Raw genomic sequence first — 15,909 nt, 5'->3', positions numbered from 1 at the left:
GGGAAGCATGGGGGCCGGGTCGCAAGATCCGGCTCTCTTTAATTGATTGGCGCTTGCGACTCCGCTGCGCGGAGCCGGCCGCAAGCGCCGCTCGCTGCTGCATAGTCCGCGCTCGGCGGCCGGCGCGCGGAGCGTGTCGCCGAGCGCCAACTAACGAGCGCCAACTAAATCGACGTCTTGTTTCGACCGGCGAGATCCTGCACGTACTGCCAGGCGACACGGCCCGAGCGTGCGCCACGCGTCGTCGCCCATTCAAGCGCGTCGCGTTCGAGTTCTGCGTCGCTCACGTTGATGCCGAAATACTCGACATAGGCGCGCACCATCGCGAGGTAATCGTCTTGGCTTGCGTTGTGGAAGCCGAGCCAAAGTCCGAAGCGATCCGACAGTGAGACTTTCTCTTCCGTCGCCTCGCCCGGATTGATCGCCGTCGCCCGCTCGTTATCGATCATATCGCGCGGCATCAGGTGCCGTCGGTTCGACGTCGCATAGAACAGCACGTTTTTCGGACGGCCTTCGATACCGCCATCGAGCACGGCCTTGAGCGATTTGTAGCTGGTGTCGTCGTGATCGAACGACAGGTCATCGCAGAACACGATAAACCGGAGAGGGGCCGCCGCCTTAAGCAGCGACAGGCACCTCGGCAGCGAGGCGATATCTTCGCGGTGAATCTCAACGAGCTTCAAACCGCCGCTGATGGCGAGAGCATCTGCATGGGCGGCCTTGACGAGGCTCGATTTGCCCATGCCACGCGCTCCCCAGAGCAACGCGTTGTTGGCAGGAAACCCGGCTGCGAACCGGCGGGTGTTGTCGAGCAGGATGCCGGCCGTCCGGTCGATGCCTTTCAACAGCTTAAGCGGCACGCCGCTAACTTCCGGCACCGGCTCGAAACTGTTGCTCTCGGCCTGCCAGATGAACGCGTCGGCGGCATCGAAGCTGACGGCGCGCAGCGGCGGCGGGCTCAATCGTTCCAGGGCATCTGCAATTCGCTCCAGAAGCGGGCGGTAGGCGTCGGCATCAGACATCAGGAAATCCAGAAAGGCGAAAACCCGGCTCGCTAGTGGCCGGAAAAACCGTGTTTAATCACTATGAAAGGCCGTGCCAACGCCATTTTGCCGGGGTTTGTGTGGTTGCAAATGGGCCTCGGACCACTATAGTCCGCCCGAATTTGAGGGGCTCTTTCCCCCGGCCCATTGGGTTTCGGGGCGGCAGTGCTTATTTCAATCGCATCAAGAGGACGTTCCTTCGCAATGTTTACGACTCCCGCGTTCGCACAAGCCGCAGGCGCTTCAAGTGCCATGGATCCGCTTGGCGGACTTCTGATCCCCATGCTCCTGATGCTGGCGATCTTCTACTTCCTGTTGATCCGCCCTCAGTCGCAGCGTGCCAAGCAGCTCCGCGAACGCCTGAACGCCGTCCGTCGCGGCGACACCGTCGTTACGTCCGGCGGTATGGTCGGCAAGGTGATCAAGGTCTCCGACACCAGCGACGAGATCGAAGTCGAACTCGCAGACAACCTGAAAGTCCGCATCGTGAAGAGCACCTTGATGGAAGTGCGCTCCAAAGGCGAACCCGTCAAAGAAGGCTAAATCTGTCAAAGTCGCAACGTGATCGCGATCGGTCCGTGTGCGAAAAGTAGGATGCGCCCGGTGTGCGGCTGTTGATCCGCACATCGCCTAATGCACGAGATCCGTTTCCGATGCTGCACTTTACCCGCACCAAAGTTTTTCTCATCCTGCTGACCTGTCTCGCCGGGATCTTGGTCGCGATGCCGAACCTCTTCTCGAAAGAGACGGTTGCGTCGTGGCCCTGGTATATCCCGCATAAGCAGATGCCTCTCGGCCTTGACCTACAAGGCGGCGCGCACTTGCTGCTTGAGATGGATCAGAACGAAATCAAGAAAGATTGGCTGAACAATCTCCGGGATGAATCGCGCAAAGTGCTGCGTGACGCGCGGATCGGGTTCACCGGCATTGGCGCTCAGGGTTCACAGCTCGTCGTGAAGCTTGCAAAGCCTGACGAGCGCGACAAGGCGATCAAGGAACTCTACAAGGTCCGCCAGACGATCGGCAGCGCCGTGCTCGGAACCGGCGGCTACGATGTTGATGTCAGCGAAGGCAACGATCCCGGCACGATCATTATCAAGCCGACCGAAGCCGGTTTGCGCGCCCGCCTTTCGAATGCTGCCGCTGCGTCGATCGAAACGATCAACCGTCGCGTGAACAATCTCGGCACCTCGGAATCGACCATTGTCCGGCAGGGTACCGATCGTATTTTGATCCAGTTCCCCGGTCTGAAAGACACCAAAGAACTGAAAGCGCTTATCGGTGAAACTGCGAAGCTGACGTTCCACGAAGTCAATCCGTCGATGTCCGCTGACGAAGCCCAGCAGACCAGCATTCCGACGGGCTATAAGATTTATCCCGCCGACAAGGACGACGGCGGTCCGCGTTCCTATTTGTTGCGCGAAACGCCGGTGGTGCAGGGTGAAGACCTCGCCGACGCCCAGCCGGGCTTCGACAGCCGCACCGGCGAACCCGTCATCAACTTCCGCTTCAATCAGGTTGGCGCGCGTAAGTTTGCGAACTTCACGAAAGACAATGTCGGCCGTCCGTTCGCCATCGTGCTCGACGACAAGGTTCTCTCTGCGCCAGTCATTCGCGAGCCGATTCTCGGTGGTTCCGGCCAGATTTCCGGTAATTTCACCGTCGAAAGTTCGACCCGTCTCGCCGTTCAGCTCCGCTCGGGTTCGCTGCCCACGAAGTTGACCATCGTTGAAGAACGCACGGTCGGCCCGTCGCTCGGCGCTGACTCCATTGCCGATGGTAAGCTGGCAGGTACGATCGGCGGTATCGCGGTCGTTATTCTGACCGTTCTTGCGTACGGGACGTTCGGTATTTTCGCCTGTGTCGGCCTCATCGTGCATTTGATCATGACGGTGGCGTTGATGACGCTCATTGGCTCGACGCTGACGTTGCCCGGCATCGCTGGTCTCGTTCTTGGCGTCGCGATGGCCGTCGACGCTAACGTTCTGATCTATGAGCGTATCCGCGAAGAACTGCGCACCGGCAAGACGCCGGTTGCAGGCATCGACGCCGGCTTCCAGCGCGCCTTCGTGACGATCGCCGATAGCCAGCTGACGACGCTGGCTTGCGCCATCATCATGTTCTGGCTCGGCTCCGGTCCGATCCGCGGCTTCGCCGTCACGCTTACAATCGGCATTCTGACTTCGATCTTCGCGTCTGTGACGGTCGTGCGAATGCTCATCTGGTTCTGGCTCAGGGCCCAGCCCAAGGGCCGCATTCAGACCGTTCCGGTCTAGGAGACGCCTTCCGTGTTGATGAAACTCATTCCCGTCTTCAAGGGCGTCGACTTCTTCCCGCACGACCTTCGCTTGCCCTTCATGAAGTTCAAGGGCCCGGCGCTCGCGGCGTCGATCATCGCCATGCTGATCTCCCTTGCGCTCTGCATGACGCTTGGCTTGAACTATGGCGTGGACTTCAAGGGCGGCTCTCTTGTCGAGCTGAAGACGAAATCCGGAAAAGCCGATATCAGCGCACTGCGCGAGAAGCTTAACGGCCTCGGCCTCGGTAACGTGCAGATTCAGGAGTTCGGTACACCTGACGACGTTCTTGTCCGCCTGGAAGAGCAGCCCGGCGGCGAAGCCGCGCAGCAGGAAGCCCTGAAAAAGGTGACTGCGGCGACGGATGCCGACTACGTGCAGAGGCGTGTCGAAGTCGTCGGTCCCGCCGTTTCGAGCGAACTGCGCATGACCGGCTTCATCGCCGTTGCAGCAGGCATTCTCGCTATCGTCGCTTATGTCTGGTTCCGGTTCGAATGGCAGTTCGCGCTCGGCGCCGTGGTCGCGTTGACGCACGACGTGCTGGTCACGGCGGGCATATTTTCGCTGTTCCGGTTCGAATTCGATCTGTCGACGGTGGCCGCGCTTCTGACCATTCTCGGCTATTCGGTGAACGACACCGTCGTCGTCTCAGACCGCATCCGCGAAAACCTGCGCAAGTTTAAGAAGATGGAGCTCAACGAGCTTCTGAATCTCTCGATCAACGAGACGCTGTCGCGCACGATCCTGACGGGTGCCACTGCGGTCGCAGTGTTGCTTTCCCTCTATATCTTCGGCGGCGAGGTAATCCGCAGCTTCAACCTTGCGATGCTCTTGGGCGTCGTGATTGGCACCTATTCGTCGATCTTCATCGCCGCGCCGCTGTTGGGCTACCTCGGCGTCAAGCGCGACTGGAGCGATGCTGCCGCAAAGGCGATGGCTACGACGAAGTCGAAGGCCAAGGCTTAAGGTCGAAAGCAGGGCGGCGCCGTCATGACTCGCGACGTCGCCCGCTATCCCTACGAGACGCCGATAACGGCGTACGGCAACGGCGGCTTTCGGTTCGCCGATATGAGCCATCGTGGCTCAGTCCTGTGTCTGCCGTCGGGTGTCTGGGCATGGCCTGCGACAAGCGTCGATGCGCTGACCGACGGCGATATTGCATTCCTTCTGAACCTCGTCGAACCGCCGATCACCGTGCTGTTCGGCACGGGCGAAAAGCAACTCTGGCCCAAACCGGAAATCTACGAAGCGTTCGCCAAGGCGGGCATCGGCCTCGAGCCGATGTCGACAGGGGCAGCGGCCCGCACCTACAACATTCTGATCGCCGAAAAACGCCCGATCGCAGCAGCCCTGATCGCCGTTCCCTGAGACGTCTCCATCATCCGGCCGCGCAGAGATTGAGTCAGGATGCTATTTACGTCCCGTAGTTTCCATCGAGCGAAAGCCACAGCGTGACCGACGCCGTAGCAACGACAGCATCCTTCGACACGGTGCGCACGAGCGCCCGCACCCACGCGCCCGACCGCTTCTATGCGGCGCTTTTTGCGCCTGCTGCCGCCCGCGATGACTTGATCGCGCTCGCAGCCTTCACCGGCGAAATCGAGCGCATCTCGCGTCAGGTGAGCGAAGCCATGCTCGGCGAAATCCGTGTTGCGTGGTGGCGCGACGCCTTTCTTAGCCGCGGCGAAAGCGGCCGTTCCGGCAATCCCGTTCTCGACGCCTTCGCCGAGGTCATCCGCCGCCGCTCCCTGTCGCTGGGGCGGATCGAGAGCTATCTGGAGGCCCATGCAGATGCGCTCTACGCGGAGCAACCGGCGTCCGACGAGGATCTCATCGCCCGCCTACGCATCATCGACGGCACGCCGTTTTTACTCGCGGGCGCGATCCTTGGCGTTGACCTTGACGAGGCGCTCGTTGATGCCGCCGCCCGCGCGTCGGGCTTTGCACGGCTCGGGATTGAACTGCCCTATGCACTGATGCACGGCCGCGCGCCCCTGCCGATGCCCAGATCGCCGAACCCTTATGATCAAAAAGAGGTGACCGACTGGCGGCCGCAAATCGCCTGGATGGCGGCAGAAGGCAGGCGTGGACTCGCCAACGTGCGGCGTCATCTCACGGGCAAACCAAGGCTATTTACGACCGCCCTTTTGCCGCTTGCCCTCGTCGAGCCCTATTTTCGCGCTTTGCAAAAGCCTCGGCATGAGCCGGCGCGCGAAATCGTGGACGTCGCGCCGATGGCTCGATTGTGGCGTATCGCACGCGCGCAGTGGTCCGGCCGCATTTGACGGCCGACGAAGAGGGCTGATGGCATCGATGTTGAAACGGGGGCTGCGAGCGATCGCAGCGGGGCTGTTCCTTCCGCTGGCTTGCGTCATTGCAGGACTTGCAATGCCGAGCCGCGCCGAGGCTGCACCTACGATTACGTGGCGTATCGAAAACCCGTTCCGCTTTTTCATCGACCCGAACGACACCAACGCCCATCGCGAGACCTACCGCTCATTAGGCCCGCGCGAAAAAACGACGCCGATCCTCTCGGAAGAGCATTCCCTTCAGCGAGACGATCGCGACGGCTGGGCCGCGTCGATGTTCGACAAGACCTGCTGGAGCAACAATCGCTTCAAGTGCAAAGCCTACGACGATTACATCAATCCGACTCATCATGCCGTCATCGCCAAAATTTCCGGCATCGATAGCCCGTCGATGCTGTCGTGCACATGGCTGTCGGCGCCTCGCGGCGATACCAAGAATCCGCGCGGGGATGCCATCACGCAGCCGTGCAGCGAGCCCGCGCGCTTCGTAGTGCCGTATCCGGGCGGCGCAATGGTGACTGTCCAAATCGGCGGCCGTCAGATCGCGCAGATCGACATCAAGGTGCGGGACATCCTGATCGCCGGCATGGGCGACAGCTTTGCATCGGGCGAGGGCAATCCCGATATGCCGGTGCGTTTCTCACGCGAACGCACGGCCGATTACAGCACGCTCGGCATGTACGCCAGCTTGACGGGCTATCCTGCTCGTATCGGGCCGTGGAAAGAGTTGGGCGACGCCGCCTTCATCAAGGAAAATGCCCGCTGGCTCGATCAGGCCTGCCACCGCTCGCTTTATTCCGAGCAGCTTCGCACGTCGCTTCAGCTCGCCATCGAAGACCCGCATCGCGCCGTCACCTTCGTCGGCGTCTCTTGTGCCGGCGCCGAGATCACGGACGGCCTTTTCTTGCGTTACAAGGGCAACGAATGGGTGCCCAACCCGCCACGCTATTCGCAGCTTTCAGCCGTCGCCGAAGCGCAATGCGGAAAGAGCAAAACCCAGTTGGTCAAGCTCACCGAAGCCTACGACCAGAACGGCGCGGTGCCGGATCTGCAGGATCTGATCATGCATCAGTGTCCACAGGATTCCGCCCGCAAGATCGACCTCGTATTGCTCTCCATAGGCGGCAACGACATCGGCTTCTCTCGCATTCTCGCGAACACGGTGCTCTCGAACGAGTCCCTGCTGCGCGAGCTTGGCGGCTGGCTCGGTGAAATTCATAGCGACGCCGAAATCTCGACCGCGCTTCAGAACCTCGGACCGCGCTATAAGGCGCTCAATCGCGCCATCCACGCGCTGCTCTACGTGCCGTGGGAGGAAAGCGATCGCATTTTGCTCGTCGCATATCCGGGCCTCGCGCTGCAAGGCGACGGTAGTCAGATCTGCGCCAGCGGCAATGCCGGCATGGACGTCGTGCCTGATTTTCAGCTCGATCGGACGAGGTTGAAGCTCGCGATGTGGTTCGCCGACAAGCTCAATCGTCAGATGCGGGATAGCGCACAAGAGTTCGGCTGGACCTACGTCGAAGCGCATCGCCGCGAATTCATTGGCCGCAGCATCTGCGCGGGCCTCAGCGTCGAAGGCGTGAGCGAAGTCGACGATCTGCGCCTTCCGCGCAAGCTAGATGGCATGTGGACGCCCTACAACCCGGCTGACTATCGGCCCTATGCCGCCCGGCAGCGCTGGTTCCGCACACCGAACGATGCCTTCATGACTGGTAACTTCCACGCCGCCGCCGGCTTCCTGACGAACTATCTGAAGATCGAACCGTTCGCGCCGTTCCAGGCGATCCTTGCATCGACGTATTCAGGCGCCTTCCATCCGACTGCGGAAGGACAGGCTGCCATCGCCGACGCTGTGGCGGACAAGGCGAGGGCCATTCTCGCGAAATACGGCGACGGTCCTGACGCTGCGACGGCAACGGGCTATACCGTGCCGCCGCCAGTAGTCGCCGCACCGCCTGTCGCCGAGCCGAACGTCGAGATCCCGGACGTCAAATCGGTCCTGTCGAAAAGTCCTGCTGGCAGCGGAGGCGCGGTCACTGGTGCAATTCCGCCGGGCACGGCTGCACCCGCGCCGTTCGACGACAACGACATCGGCGCACCCGATCCCGAGGATACGCCGAAACCGATGGAAACGATTGGCGTGACATCCGGGCCGCCGGGCAGCGAGCCGCCTCCCGCGACCACTCCGAGCATCGGCACGCCAAGCATCACCGTACCGAGCACCGCCGCCGCGACGCCCGCCGAAGTGCCTGGCCAGGCCATCGAATTGCGACGCTCCGCCATTCCGGCTCCGGCGGCACCAACGGCTGCGCCGCCGAATGCACCCGCTCCTGTCGCAACGACGGCGACGCCCGCGGCCGGTGCGCTGCCACCTGTTGCTGCGCCTGCCGCGGCCCAAGCTCCCGCTGTCTCGCAATCGCCGCCGGCTGCTGTCGAAAGCAAGCCGCTTGCGCCGCCCGCTCCGTCAGCGCCCGCCGCCGATGATGAGTTCGCGCCCAAGCCGTTCGCGCCGGCAGGCCAATAGTAGCCGCCAATTCCCCCCTTGCGGGGAGGGGGCAGGGTGGGGGTCGCCTCGATAAGGAAGACGGATTTACGCCGACTTTTTCACGGCCGCATCGTCGCCGAGCCACAGAGCGAGATCGGCTAGCGCCCGTCGCGACATGAGCCGCTTCTTCTCGCGTCCGCGCTCAGGACCTTTGAGCTTCTGTCCGCTCTTATCGTGTGTCGGATTGGCGTCGAGATCCGGCAGCAGGCCGTAGTTGATGTTCATCGGCTGGAATGATCGCGCCGCGCCACGCTCGCCGTCATCAACGCTAAGATGGCCGCCCGTGATGTGATCGAGCAGCGCCCCAAGCGCCGTCGTCGGAGGCGGCGCAGCAGCGGCGACGCCGACTGCATCGGCTGCCGCGAACCGCCCAGCGAGCAAGCCGATGGCAGCGCTCTCGATATAACCTTCGACGCCCGTAACCTGTCCCGCAAAACGCAGCCGCTGCATCGCCTTGAGACGCAGTGAGCGGTCGAGCAGCTTCGGCGAATTGAGATACGTATTGCGATGCAGCCCGCCGAGCCGTGCAAACTCGGCATTCTCCAGTCCGGGGATCATCCGGAAGATGCGCACCTGTTCGGCGTGCTTCAGCTTGGTCTGGAAGCCGACCATATTCCACAGCGTGCCGAGCGCATTGTCTTGCCGAAGCTGTACGACGGCATACGGCCAACGCCCCGTACGCGGATCATCGAGCCCGACCGGCTTCATCGGCCCATAGCGCAGCGTATCGCGTCCGCGCTCGGCCATCACTTCGACGGGCAGGCAGCCGTCGAAGTAGGGGGTCGAAGCCTCCCACTCTTTAAAGACCGTTTTTTCGCCCGCCAGCAGGGCATCGACGAAGGCATTGTACTCGTCCTTCGACATCGGACAGTTGAGATAGTCGGCGCCCGTGCCCGCCGGTCCCGCCTTGTCGTAGCGTGACTGGAACCACGCAATCGACGTGTCGATGGAATCGCGATGAATGACCGGCGCGATGGCATCGAAGAAGGCGAGCGAGTCTTCTCCGGTCAGCTTGCCGAGTGCTGCGCTGAGTGACGGCGACGTCAGCGGACCCGTGGCGATGACGACGTTTTCCCAATCATCAGGCGGCAACCCTTCGATCTCACCGCGTTCGATGGTGACGAGCGGATTGGCCGAAAGCCTTGCCGTGACTTCCGCGGAAAATGCATCACGATCGACAGCCAGCGCGCCACCGGCAGGCAGCTTGTGTATGTCCGCTGCCGCCATGATGAGCGAGCCCGCGCGGCGGAGCTCTTCATGTAAAAGTCCGACGGCATTGTTTTCCCAGTCGTCCGACCGGAACGAGTTCGAGCAGACGAGTTCGGCGAAGCCGTCCGTTTTATGGGCTTCGGTCGAGCGCACGGGCCGCATCTCGTGCAGCACGACAGGCGTGCCCGTCGCTGCGATCTGATGGGCGGCCTCCGATCCGGCAAGCCCGGCGCCAATGACGTGAACAACAGATGAGCGAACGGTCTGCACGGCGGTCCTTCGGACGTGGAATGAGGATGGGTTCGTCGGCCGAGGGGGCAGGGTAGCCCGGCATCGTCAGCCCGACGCGCCTTCTTACGCGTGGCCGCGGCGCAAGGCAAATCACGCGCAATTAGCCCACGAAATAGTCGTAAACCAGCTTCGCGTTAAGAATGACGATGGTGGCCGCAATCACGACGGCAACGGCCGTCAGCCAGCGCGGCGCAACGAGGTTGCCGAGCTTGCCGCGGCTCGCCGTGAATTGCACGAGCGGGATCACGGCAAACGGCAGCTGCAGGCTTAGGACGACCTGTGTCAGGATCAGCAGTTTACCCGTCTCCGCTTCTCCATAGAGCAGTGTCACGCCCGCGGCCGGAAGCAGTGCAACGGATCGTGTAATCAACCGGCGCACCCAGGGCGCCAGCCTGATGTGCAGAAAACCTTCCATTACCGACTGTCCGGCAAGCGTTGCCGTGACGGTGGAATTCAAACCGCAGCAGAGCAGCGCAATGCCAAACAGCGTCGGCGCGATGGCCGAGCCGAGCAGGGGATGCAGCAGTGATTGCGCTTCGCTGAGTTCGACCACGTTCGTCTTGCCGGCCGTATAGAACGCCGCGGCCGCAAGGATCAGGATCGAGGCATTGATGAGCAGCGCGAGACACAGTGCCAGCGTCGAGTCGATCGTCGCAAACTTGAGGGCTTCATGCTTCTGCTCCGACGTCGTGCCGTAGTCGCGCGTCTGAACGATCGCGGAATGCAGATAGAGATTATGCGGCATCACCGTTGCACCGATGATGCCGAGCGCGAGATAGAGCATCTCGGGGTTTTTCAAAATTTCCGTCGTCGGCGCAAAGCCGCGGATCACGGCGCCCCATTCGGGATCGGCCATGGCGATCTGCACCGCAAAGCAGATGGCGATAACGCCCAGCATCGTGATGATGAAGGCTTCGAGATAGCGAAAGCCGAGCCGCTGCAACAACAGTACGACGAAAACGTCGAGCGCCGTCAGCAGCACGCCGATTTCGAGCGGTATGCCGAACAGCAGGTTGAGGCCGATGGCCGTACCAATGACTTCCGCTACGTCGGTTGCGATAATGGCGATCTCGGCAAACAGCCATAGCGGATAGGCCGCCCACTGCGGATAGCCATCGCGGCAGGCCTGCGCGAGATCACGCCCCGAGCCTATTGCAAGGCGTGCGCACAGCGACTGCAAAACAATCGCCATGATGTTCGAAAGCAGCGCAACGAAAAGCAGGGCATAGCCGAATTTCGAGCCGCCCGCGATCGAAGTCGCCCAATTGCCCGGATCCATGTATCCGACGGCGACCATGTAGCCGGGGCCAAAAAACGCCGCGAGGCGCCGCCAGCTGGTGTTGTGGTCTGAGACACGGACAGTGCGAAAAACATCCGATAAGGATGGATCTTTAGCCGGACTGCGCCATGTTCCCTGATTGGGACGTTCAGATACTGTCGATGACGGTTGTGTGCGGGCGTCCACGATCCATCCTGCTGTTGTCGCAAATGACAATCATTTGCAACTAGAGTGGTCGAGAAGCGTGGCCCCGTCAAGGCCTGCACAACTCCCCATCCTGTGACAAATTTGAAAATAAGAGCGAAATTGCGGATAATTGCAGCGAGCGTCACGCAACGACCGGCAACCACGAGACTGCCGCACTCTGGTCAACGGATTGTCGGCGTGCTCTTCAATCTCATAGCTAAAACGTATGTCGCTCCGGTGAAGAGACGAAATGTGGTCCCCTTACAAAAGACGCCTTCTCCGCGATCTTGATCGTTGGCAGTCGAACGGCTGGCTGAGCACCGAAGGGCGCGCGGCGATCGCTGCGGATGTCGAGAACGGTGCGCACGCCTTCAATCTGGCGTCGGCGCTTGGAATTCTGGCGAGCGTCCTGTTCGGCTTTGCGGCGCTGTCGTTCGTGGCGGCTCACTGGGAGGACGTTCCGCGCCTGGCGCGCCTCGCGCTGCTGCTGTCGTCGATCTGGGCGGGCTATGGCCTCGCCGGTTGGTTCAGCAGGCGCGGACAACCCTACCTGGCAGACGCGGCCGTTCTGTTTTCCGCGGGTATGTTTGGCGCCAGCATCATGCTTGTCAGCCAGATGTACCACATCGCCGGCGACCCGTTGGACGGCCTTCTGCTGTGGTGGATCGGAACGCTCGTATCGGGCGTCGCGCTGCGCTCCAATCCGGCGCTGGCCCTGACGATGATCCTCGTCTGTGTCTGGTCGTCGATGCATGTCGCGGCAAGCGGCGACGTGCACTGGCCATTTTTGATCGGCTGGGGCTTGGTGACGATGGCGTTCGTTTGGCAGCGCTGGTGGCCGGGGCTGCATCTGTCTGCTCTGACGCTGACGGTCTTCATCGTGTCGCTCGGCTACCTGATGGGACACGGGCATTCGCACGATCTCGTCGCCATCGTCGGCGTGCTGGCAGCGCTAGGTTTCGTCGGCCTCGAAAAAAGCAGGCCCGATCTCGGACACATCGTAGCGCCCTTATTTGTCTATGCGATTGCCATCACCTTCGCCGGGCTGTTCGCACTGCAATTTTTTGAAAGTCCATCGGTCGGGCGGCTTATCGTGCTCGCGATCATCACGCTCGTGCTGCTGATCGCCGCCATTTCGCATGCGCTATCGACGGGCAATCGCGGTGCGCTTTGGCTCGGATACATCGCGTTCTCAATTGAAATTCTGGCGCTCTACGGCCAGACAGTGGGCTCAATCCTCGGCACCTCGCTCTTCTTCTTGATTGCGGCCCTGATCGTCGCGGCGCTTGCGTATGCAGCACTCCGCTTGGCCCGCAGAAGCACGACTGGAGGCCTGCCCGCATGATCGCCACCGGCAAATGGATGTGGCCGCTGCTCGGCGGCGTCGCGCTTCTTCAATCGGCGGCGCTCTTTAACATGATCTACGAGCGCGACCGGCTTTTGAAGTCGGGCCGCGAGGTGACCTTGGCGGTTCAGCCGCTCGACCCCCGCGATATCTTCCGCGGCGATTACGTGACGCTCGGCTACGAAATCAGCCGGATCAAGACGTCAAGCACCGAAAGCGATCCCGAGTTTGCGGGCTTCGTTACGGGTGGCGACGCCTTCGTGACGCTGTCGCCAAAGCCGGAGGGCGGATGGCTCGTAACCCACGTCGGCAGCGTCTATCCCTCGAAAGTGACGGCGGGAGACGTGGTGCTCAAGGGCACGGTGCAATCGGCCTGGACGACGCAAAACCCCGCCGAGACCAACGCCAGCGTCCGTTACGGGATCGAGCAGTACTTCGTGCCCGAAGGTACGGGCATCGATCTGGAAAAGAAGGTCCGAGACCACAAAATCGAGGCAATCGTCTCAGTCGGCACCGACGGCACAGCGGCGCTCAAAGGTCTCGTCATCGACGGCGAGCGGCACGAAGACCCACCGCTGCTTTGAGGCTTCTGGCCGGAGCGGGCGCCTGCTATGAGGCGCCGGCAATCCATCCGCATACAGGAGACCTCAAGTGACCGTTACCCGCTACGAAACCTCCCCCGTCTATTCGAAGGTCACGGAGGCCAACGGCTTTGTCTTTACCGCTGGCGTCATCCCGACCGACCTGTCCAAGGACGTCGAAGGCCAAACCGCCGAAGTTCTGGCCGAAATTGACCGCCTGCTGGCGCTTGCCAGTACCGGCAAGGCAAAGATCGTGCAGGCGACTGTCTGGCTCAGCGACATCCGTAGCCGCGACGGCATGAACAAGGCCTGGAGCGCATGGCTCGGCGGCGAAGGCGCTCCGGCGCGCGCTTGCGTCGAGGCCAAGGTCATCGACCCGCGCATGCTCGTTGAAATCTCGGTCGTCGCCGTGAAGTAAAAGACACCCAAACTCGGGCGCAGAATTAGAGCTTGTCCAAATTGCGAAACGCGTTGGCGAGTTAGGACAAGAAAGCTGTGCCCGGATTGCCTCTCTCCTCCAATTTCTTTTCTCTCCCTTCGACAAAGCTTTCTGAACGGCTGTTGAATCTGCGAAATAGCCGGAATGGGGGAACTAGCCCTCCATTAGTCTTCGGAGACGGGAACAGATGAATCGGTTCGGATGGGTGAAGTCGGCGCTCGCCGCCGCTGCAGTTGTGGCCTGCGCAGTTCCTGCGCTCGCGGATGAGACGGGATTAGCCGCAATTCACGCGCAGCAGCGCGAACGTGGCAACAAGACATGCTTCGTTGATCACTACCACTACGGTTCAAGCTCGGGCAGGGCCACGAAAAAGGCGGCAATCGCTTCCGCGATCAAGTCGTGGGCCGATTTCACCGATTTCGAATACGGTTCCGACTGGGCGCATTGGGGGTTGGCATCGAGCAAGACCGTACAATGCTCAGGTGAAGGGTCGAGCTGGGGCTGCGATGTCAACGCTCGCCCGTGCCGCAAGGGCCGCTAACACTTCTGCATTTCGCGAATCTATCAAAGGGCCGGCCTTCAGGGCGGCCCTTTGCATGTATGGGGTCGCTCCCTGCGTTAGCGCCGACTGGGTGCGCCCGCCAAAAACCGGCGGACCAGCGAGACGATCCAGCGAACAAGAAACAGCTTGATCATCGTCCCGACGACGCCGCTGTTTGAGCCGAGCAGATTGCCCAGGATCGACCGGATGACGGTCTCCAGCGAGCCGCCGTCCGGGCCCGGCACGCGCTCGCCCCCGCGCCGGACGATATCGGGCAATCGGCTATACGGATTATCGTCCTTACCCGGTTGGGGGTAGCGATTGCGACGTCCGACGCCGGGTATCGTGTCGCCAGGTACCGGCAGCGGATTGCCGGCATCGATCGGCCCGCGTGACGCGCCGGATGTCGGTCCGCTTGGCAGATCGTCAGACGAGGAATTGGAACTCGCCCCCCTAGGCGGGAAAATATCTCCGGGTAGCGGCAAGGGGCTGCCGCCGGCACCGCCAAGTCCCGGAAGACTTCCCGCGACCTTGGCGATCGCCGGACCCGATTGCCGCTGCAATTCGCCGACCATCAAATTGGCGACCACTGGCAGCAACTTCTGGACCGTTATCGGATCGAGCCCAGTCATCCGCGCCGTGCGCTGGGCGATGCCCCGGCTCACATGTTTGCTGCCGATAAGCACGTCGAGGATGTCATCGCCGTCCGCTGCGACGCCCGAGGTGGCAAGCGCATCAGGACGCGTAAGCGCCCGCTGCGCTGCTGGAGCCGTCACCAGCGAGACGACATCGGCTACCCCCCCGCGGGACAGCATGGCGCGCTGGATCCGAGCGCTGAGCTCATCGGTAAGCAGCTGTACAGCCTCGGCCGCCTTTTGTTTGTCGATACCGAAAGCTGAGGCAACATTTGAGATGAGCTGCTGTCCCTCGGCACTTCGCAGACTGTTTTCGATCGTCACGCCCCGCCTCCGGTCGCTAAAGCGAATATCGAGCTTAACTATCACGGCTCGCGCTGGCTGACAGCAGGCGCAGAAAGACCGTGCGACGCACAACGAAAATGCGATCAGACATTCATCGGCTGTTCACAACAAACGGAACTTAATCCTCCTCAGGTCTAGACAATTGCGATGTGTCTGTGAGGTTCGTGAAACGTGCGCGAACTCACGAGCGTTTGAAGTTCGCCGGCCCTGGGTCGATCCCATAGCCGTCCGAGGGCGACTGTCCCTTATGGAGAGACCAATGCGAAAACTTGTCATGAGTTTATCCGTTCTCGCCGGACTCTTTTTTGCGGGAACACTTCCGGCTTCTGCCAACGCTGCAGCCGGCTTGACGGCCATGCATGTCGACAAGGCCTCAAGCGTTGTCACCAAGACGGGCTGGCGTCGTGGCGGTTGGGGCCATCGTGGCTGGGGGTGGCATCGCGGCTGGCGCCGAGGCTGGGGTTGGCGCGGCGGCTGGGGCTGGCGTCGTCGCTGGTGGGGACCCGGCTACTACGGATACGGCTGGCCCTATTATTACGGTGGCTACTACCCGAGCTATTATTACGGCGGCTATTACGGCGGCCCGTATTATGGCTATCGCCGCTGGTATGGGCCCGGCTGGCGCTATCGCCATTGGCGTGGCGGCTACTACTGGGGTCATCGAGGCTACTGGCGCGGCGGGCGCTGGGGCCATCGCGGATGGCGCGGCGGCTGGGGCCACCGTGGTCATTGGCGCCGCTGATTCGTTAGCGTCTGCTGCTAGCGCCTGAACAGGCGAACGTTCGAATGCGGCTCGCGCGGGTCTCCCGTCCGGGCCGCTTCTTTTTGGGACGGGAGTACGCCTCGCACGAGTTGCAACCC

Annotated in this window: 15 protein-coding genes; 11 read left to right on the top strand and 4 right to left on the bottom strand. The window is 61.8% G+C overall.

From position 1 onward, the window contains the following. Positions 1–164 precede the first annotated feature (164 nt). Positions 165–1,022: an ATP-binding protein gene (locus HYPMC_RS12375; protein ID WP_013948294.1), complete on the bottom strand. Its 858-nt coding sequence runs from the start codon at positions 1,020–1,022 to the stop codon at positions 165–167. A 225-nt stretch (positions 1,023–1,247) separates the two neighbouring features. On the opposite strand from HYPMC_RS12375, the gene yajC reads away from it, so the two are divergent. The 6 genes from yajC (at position 1,248) to HYPMC_RS12345 (ending at position 8,176) form a co-directional block, all read left to right on the top strand. Then, positions 1,248–1,586, top strand: a complete 339-nt coding sequence (yajC, locus tag HYPMC_RS12370; RefSeq protein WP_013948293.1) for a preprotein translocase subunit YajC — start codon at positions 1,248–1,250, stop codon at positions 1,584–1,586. Between the two features lie 110 nt (positions 1,587–1,696). Beyond that, positions 1,697–3,319, top strand: a complete 1,623-nt coding sequence (gene secD, locus HYPMC_RS12365; protein ID WP_013948292.1) for a protein translocase subunit SecD — start codon at positions 1,697–1,699, stop codon at positions 3,317–3,319. Between the two features lie 12 nt (positions 3,320–3,331). Beyond that, complete coding sequence (secF, locus tag HYPMC_RS12360; protein WP_013948291.1) at positions 3,332–4,306, top strand: protein translocase subunit SecF; 975 nt, start codon at positions 3,332–3,334, stop codon at positions 4,304–4,306. A 24-nt stretch (positions 4,307–4,330) separates the two neighbouring features. Continuing rightward, complete coding sequence (locus tag HYPMC_RS12355; protein WP_013948290.1) at positions 4,331–4,708, top strand: Mth938-like domain-containing protein; 378 nt, start codon at positions 4,331–4,333, stop codon at positions 4,706–4,708. A gap of 83 nt (positions 4,709–4,791) precedes the next feature. Continuing rightward, positions 4,792–5,625 (top strand): squalene/phytoene synthase family protein, encoded by an 834-nt coding sequence (locus tag HYPMC_RS12350; RefSeq protein ID WP_013948289.1) that lies wholly within the window; start codon positions 4,792–4,794, stop codon positions 5,623–5,625. Between the two features lie 19 nt (positions 5,626–5,644). After that, positions 5,645–8,176: a hypothetical protein gene (locus HYPMC_RS12345; protein ID WP_013948288.1), complete on the top strand. Its 2,532-nt coding sequence runs from the start codon at positions 5,645–5,647 to the stop codon at positions 8,174–8,176. A gap of 66 nt (positions 8,177–8,242) precedes the next feature. Here the strand turns inward: HYPMC_RS12345 and trmFO are convergent, their stop codons facing one another. Beyond that, on the bottom strand, positions 8,243–9,676 hold the full coding sequence (trmFO, locus tag HYPMC_RS12340) for a methylenetetrahydrofolate--tRNA-(uracil(54)-C(5))-methyltransferase (FADH(2)-oxidizing) TrmFO (RefSeq protein ID WP_013948287.1): 1,434 nt from the start codon (positions 9,674–9,676) through the stop codon (positions 8,243–8,245). Positions 9,677–9,797: 121 nt separating this feature from the next. Beyond that, entirely contained in the window at positions 9,798–11,162 is a 1,365-nt protein-coding gene (locus tag HYPMC_RS12335) for an Nramp family divalent metal transporter (protein ID WP_013948286.1), read from the bottom strand. 250 nt (positions 11,163–11,412) lie between these two features. Between HYPMC_RS12335 and HYPMC_RS12330 the strand changes: the two genes are divergently transcribed. From HYPMC_RS12330 to HYPMC_RS12315, 4 genes are all read left to right on the top strand, one after another. Continuing rightward, entirely contained in the window at positions 11,413–12,507 is a 1,095-nt protein-coding gene (locus HYPMC_RS12330; protein ID WP_013948285.1) for a DUF2157 domain-containing protein, read from the top strand. Further along, a complete protein-coding gene (locus HYPMC_RS12325; protein ID WP_013948284.1) occupies positions 12,504–13,091 on the top strand; it encodes a GDYXXLXY domain-containing protein in 588 nt (195 codons plus the stop codon). The genes HYPMC_RS12330 and HYPMC_RS12325 overlap by 4 nt, the downstream gene beginning before the upstream one ends. A gap of 67 nt (positions 13,092–13,158) precedes the next feature. Then, the gene (locus HYPMC_RS12320; RefSeq protein WP_013948283.1) at positions 13,159–13,506 is read left to right on the top strand and encodes a RidA family protein; all 348 of its coding nucleotides are present in this window, start codon (positions 13,159–13,161) and stop codon (positions 13,504–13,506) included. A gap of 208 nt (positions 13,507–13,714) precedes the next feature. After that, positions 13,715–14,068: a hypothetical protein gene (locus HYPMC_RS12315; protein ID WP_013948282.1), complete on the top strand. Its 354-nt coding sequence runs from the start codon at positions 13,715–13,717 to the stop codon at positions 14,066–14,068. Positions 14,069–14,145: 77 nt separating this feature from the next. On the opposite strand, the gene HYPMC_RS12310 is transcribed toward HYPMC_RS12315, so the two are convergent. Then, the gene (locus HYPMC_RS12310; RefSeq protein ID WP_013948281.1) at positions 14,146–15,027 is read right to left on the bottom strand and encodes a DUF937 domain-containing protein; all 882 of its coding nucleotides are present in this window, start codon (positions 15,025–15,027) and stop codon (positions 14,146–14,148) included. Between the two features lie 280 nt (positions 15,028–15,307). Here HYPMC_RS12310 and HYPMC_RS12305 point away from each other — a divergent pair, with 280 nt between their 5' ends. Continuing rightward, positions 15,308–15,790: a hypothetical protein gene (locus HYPMC_RS12305; RefSeq protein WP_013948280.1), complete on the top strand. Its 483-nt coding sequence runs from the start codon at positions 15,308–15,310 to the stop codon at positions 15,788–15,790. The last annotated feature ends 119 nt before the right edge of the window (positions 15,791–15,909 follow it).

It is taken from the genome of Hyphomicrobium sp. MC1 (assembly GCF_000253295.1).
GTDB lineage: Bacteria > Pseudomonadota > Alphaproteobacteria > Rhizobiales > Hyphomicrobiaceae > Hyphomicrobium_B.
Note: the sequence above shows the minus strand (reverse complement) of the source record. Positions and strands in the feature narration are given on the sequence as shown.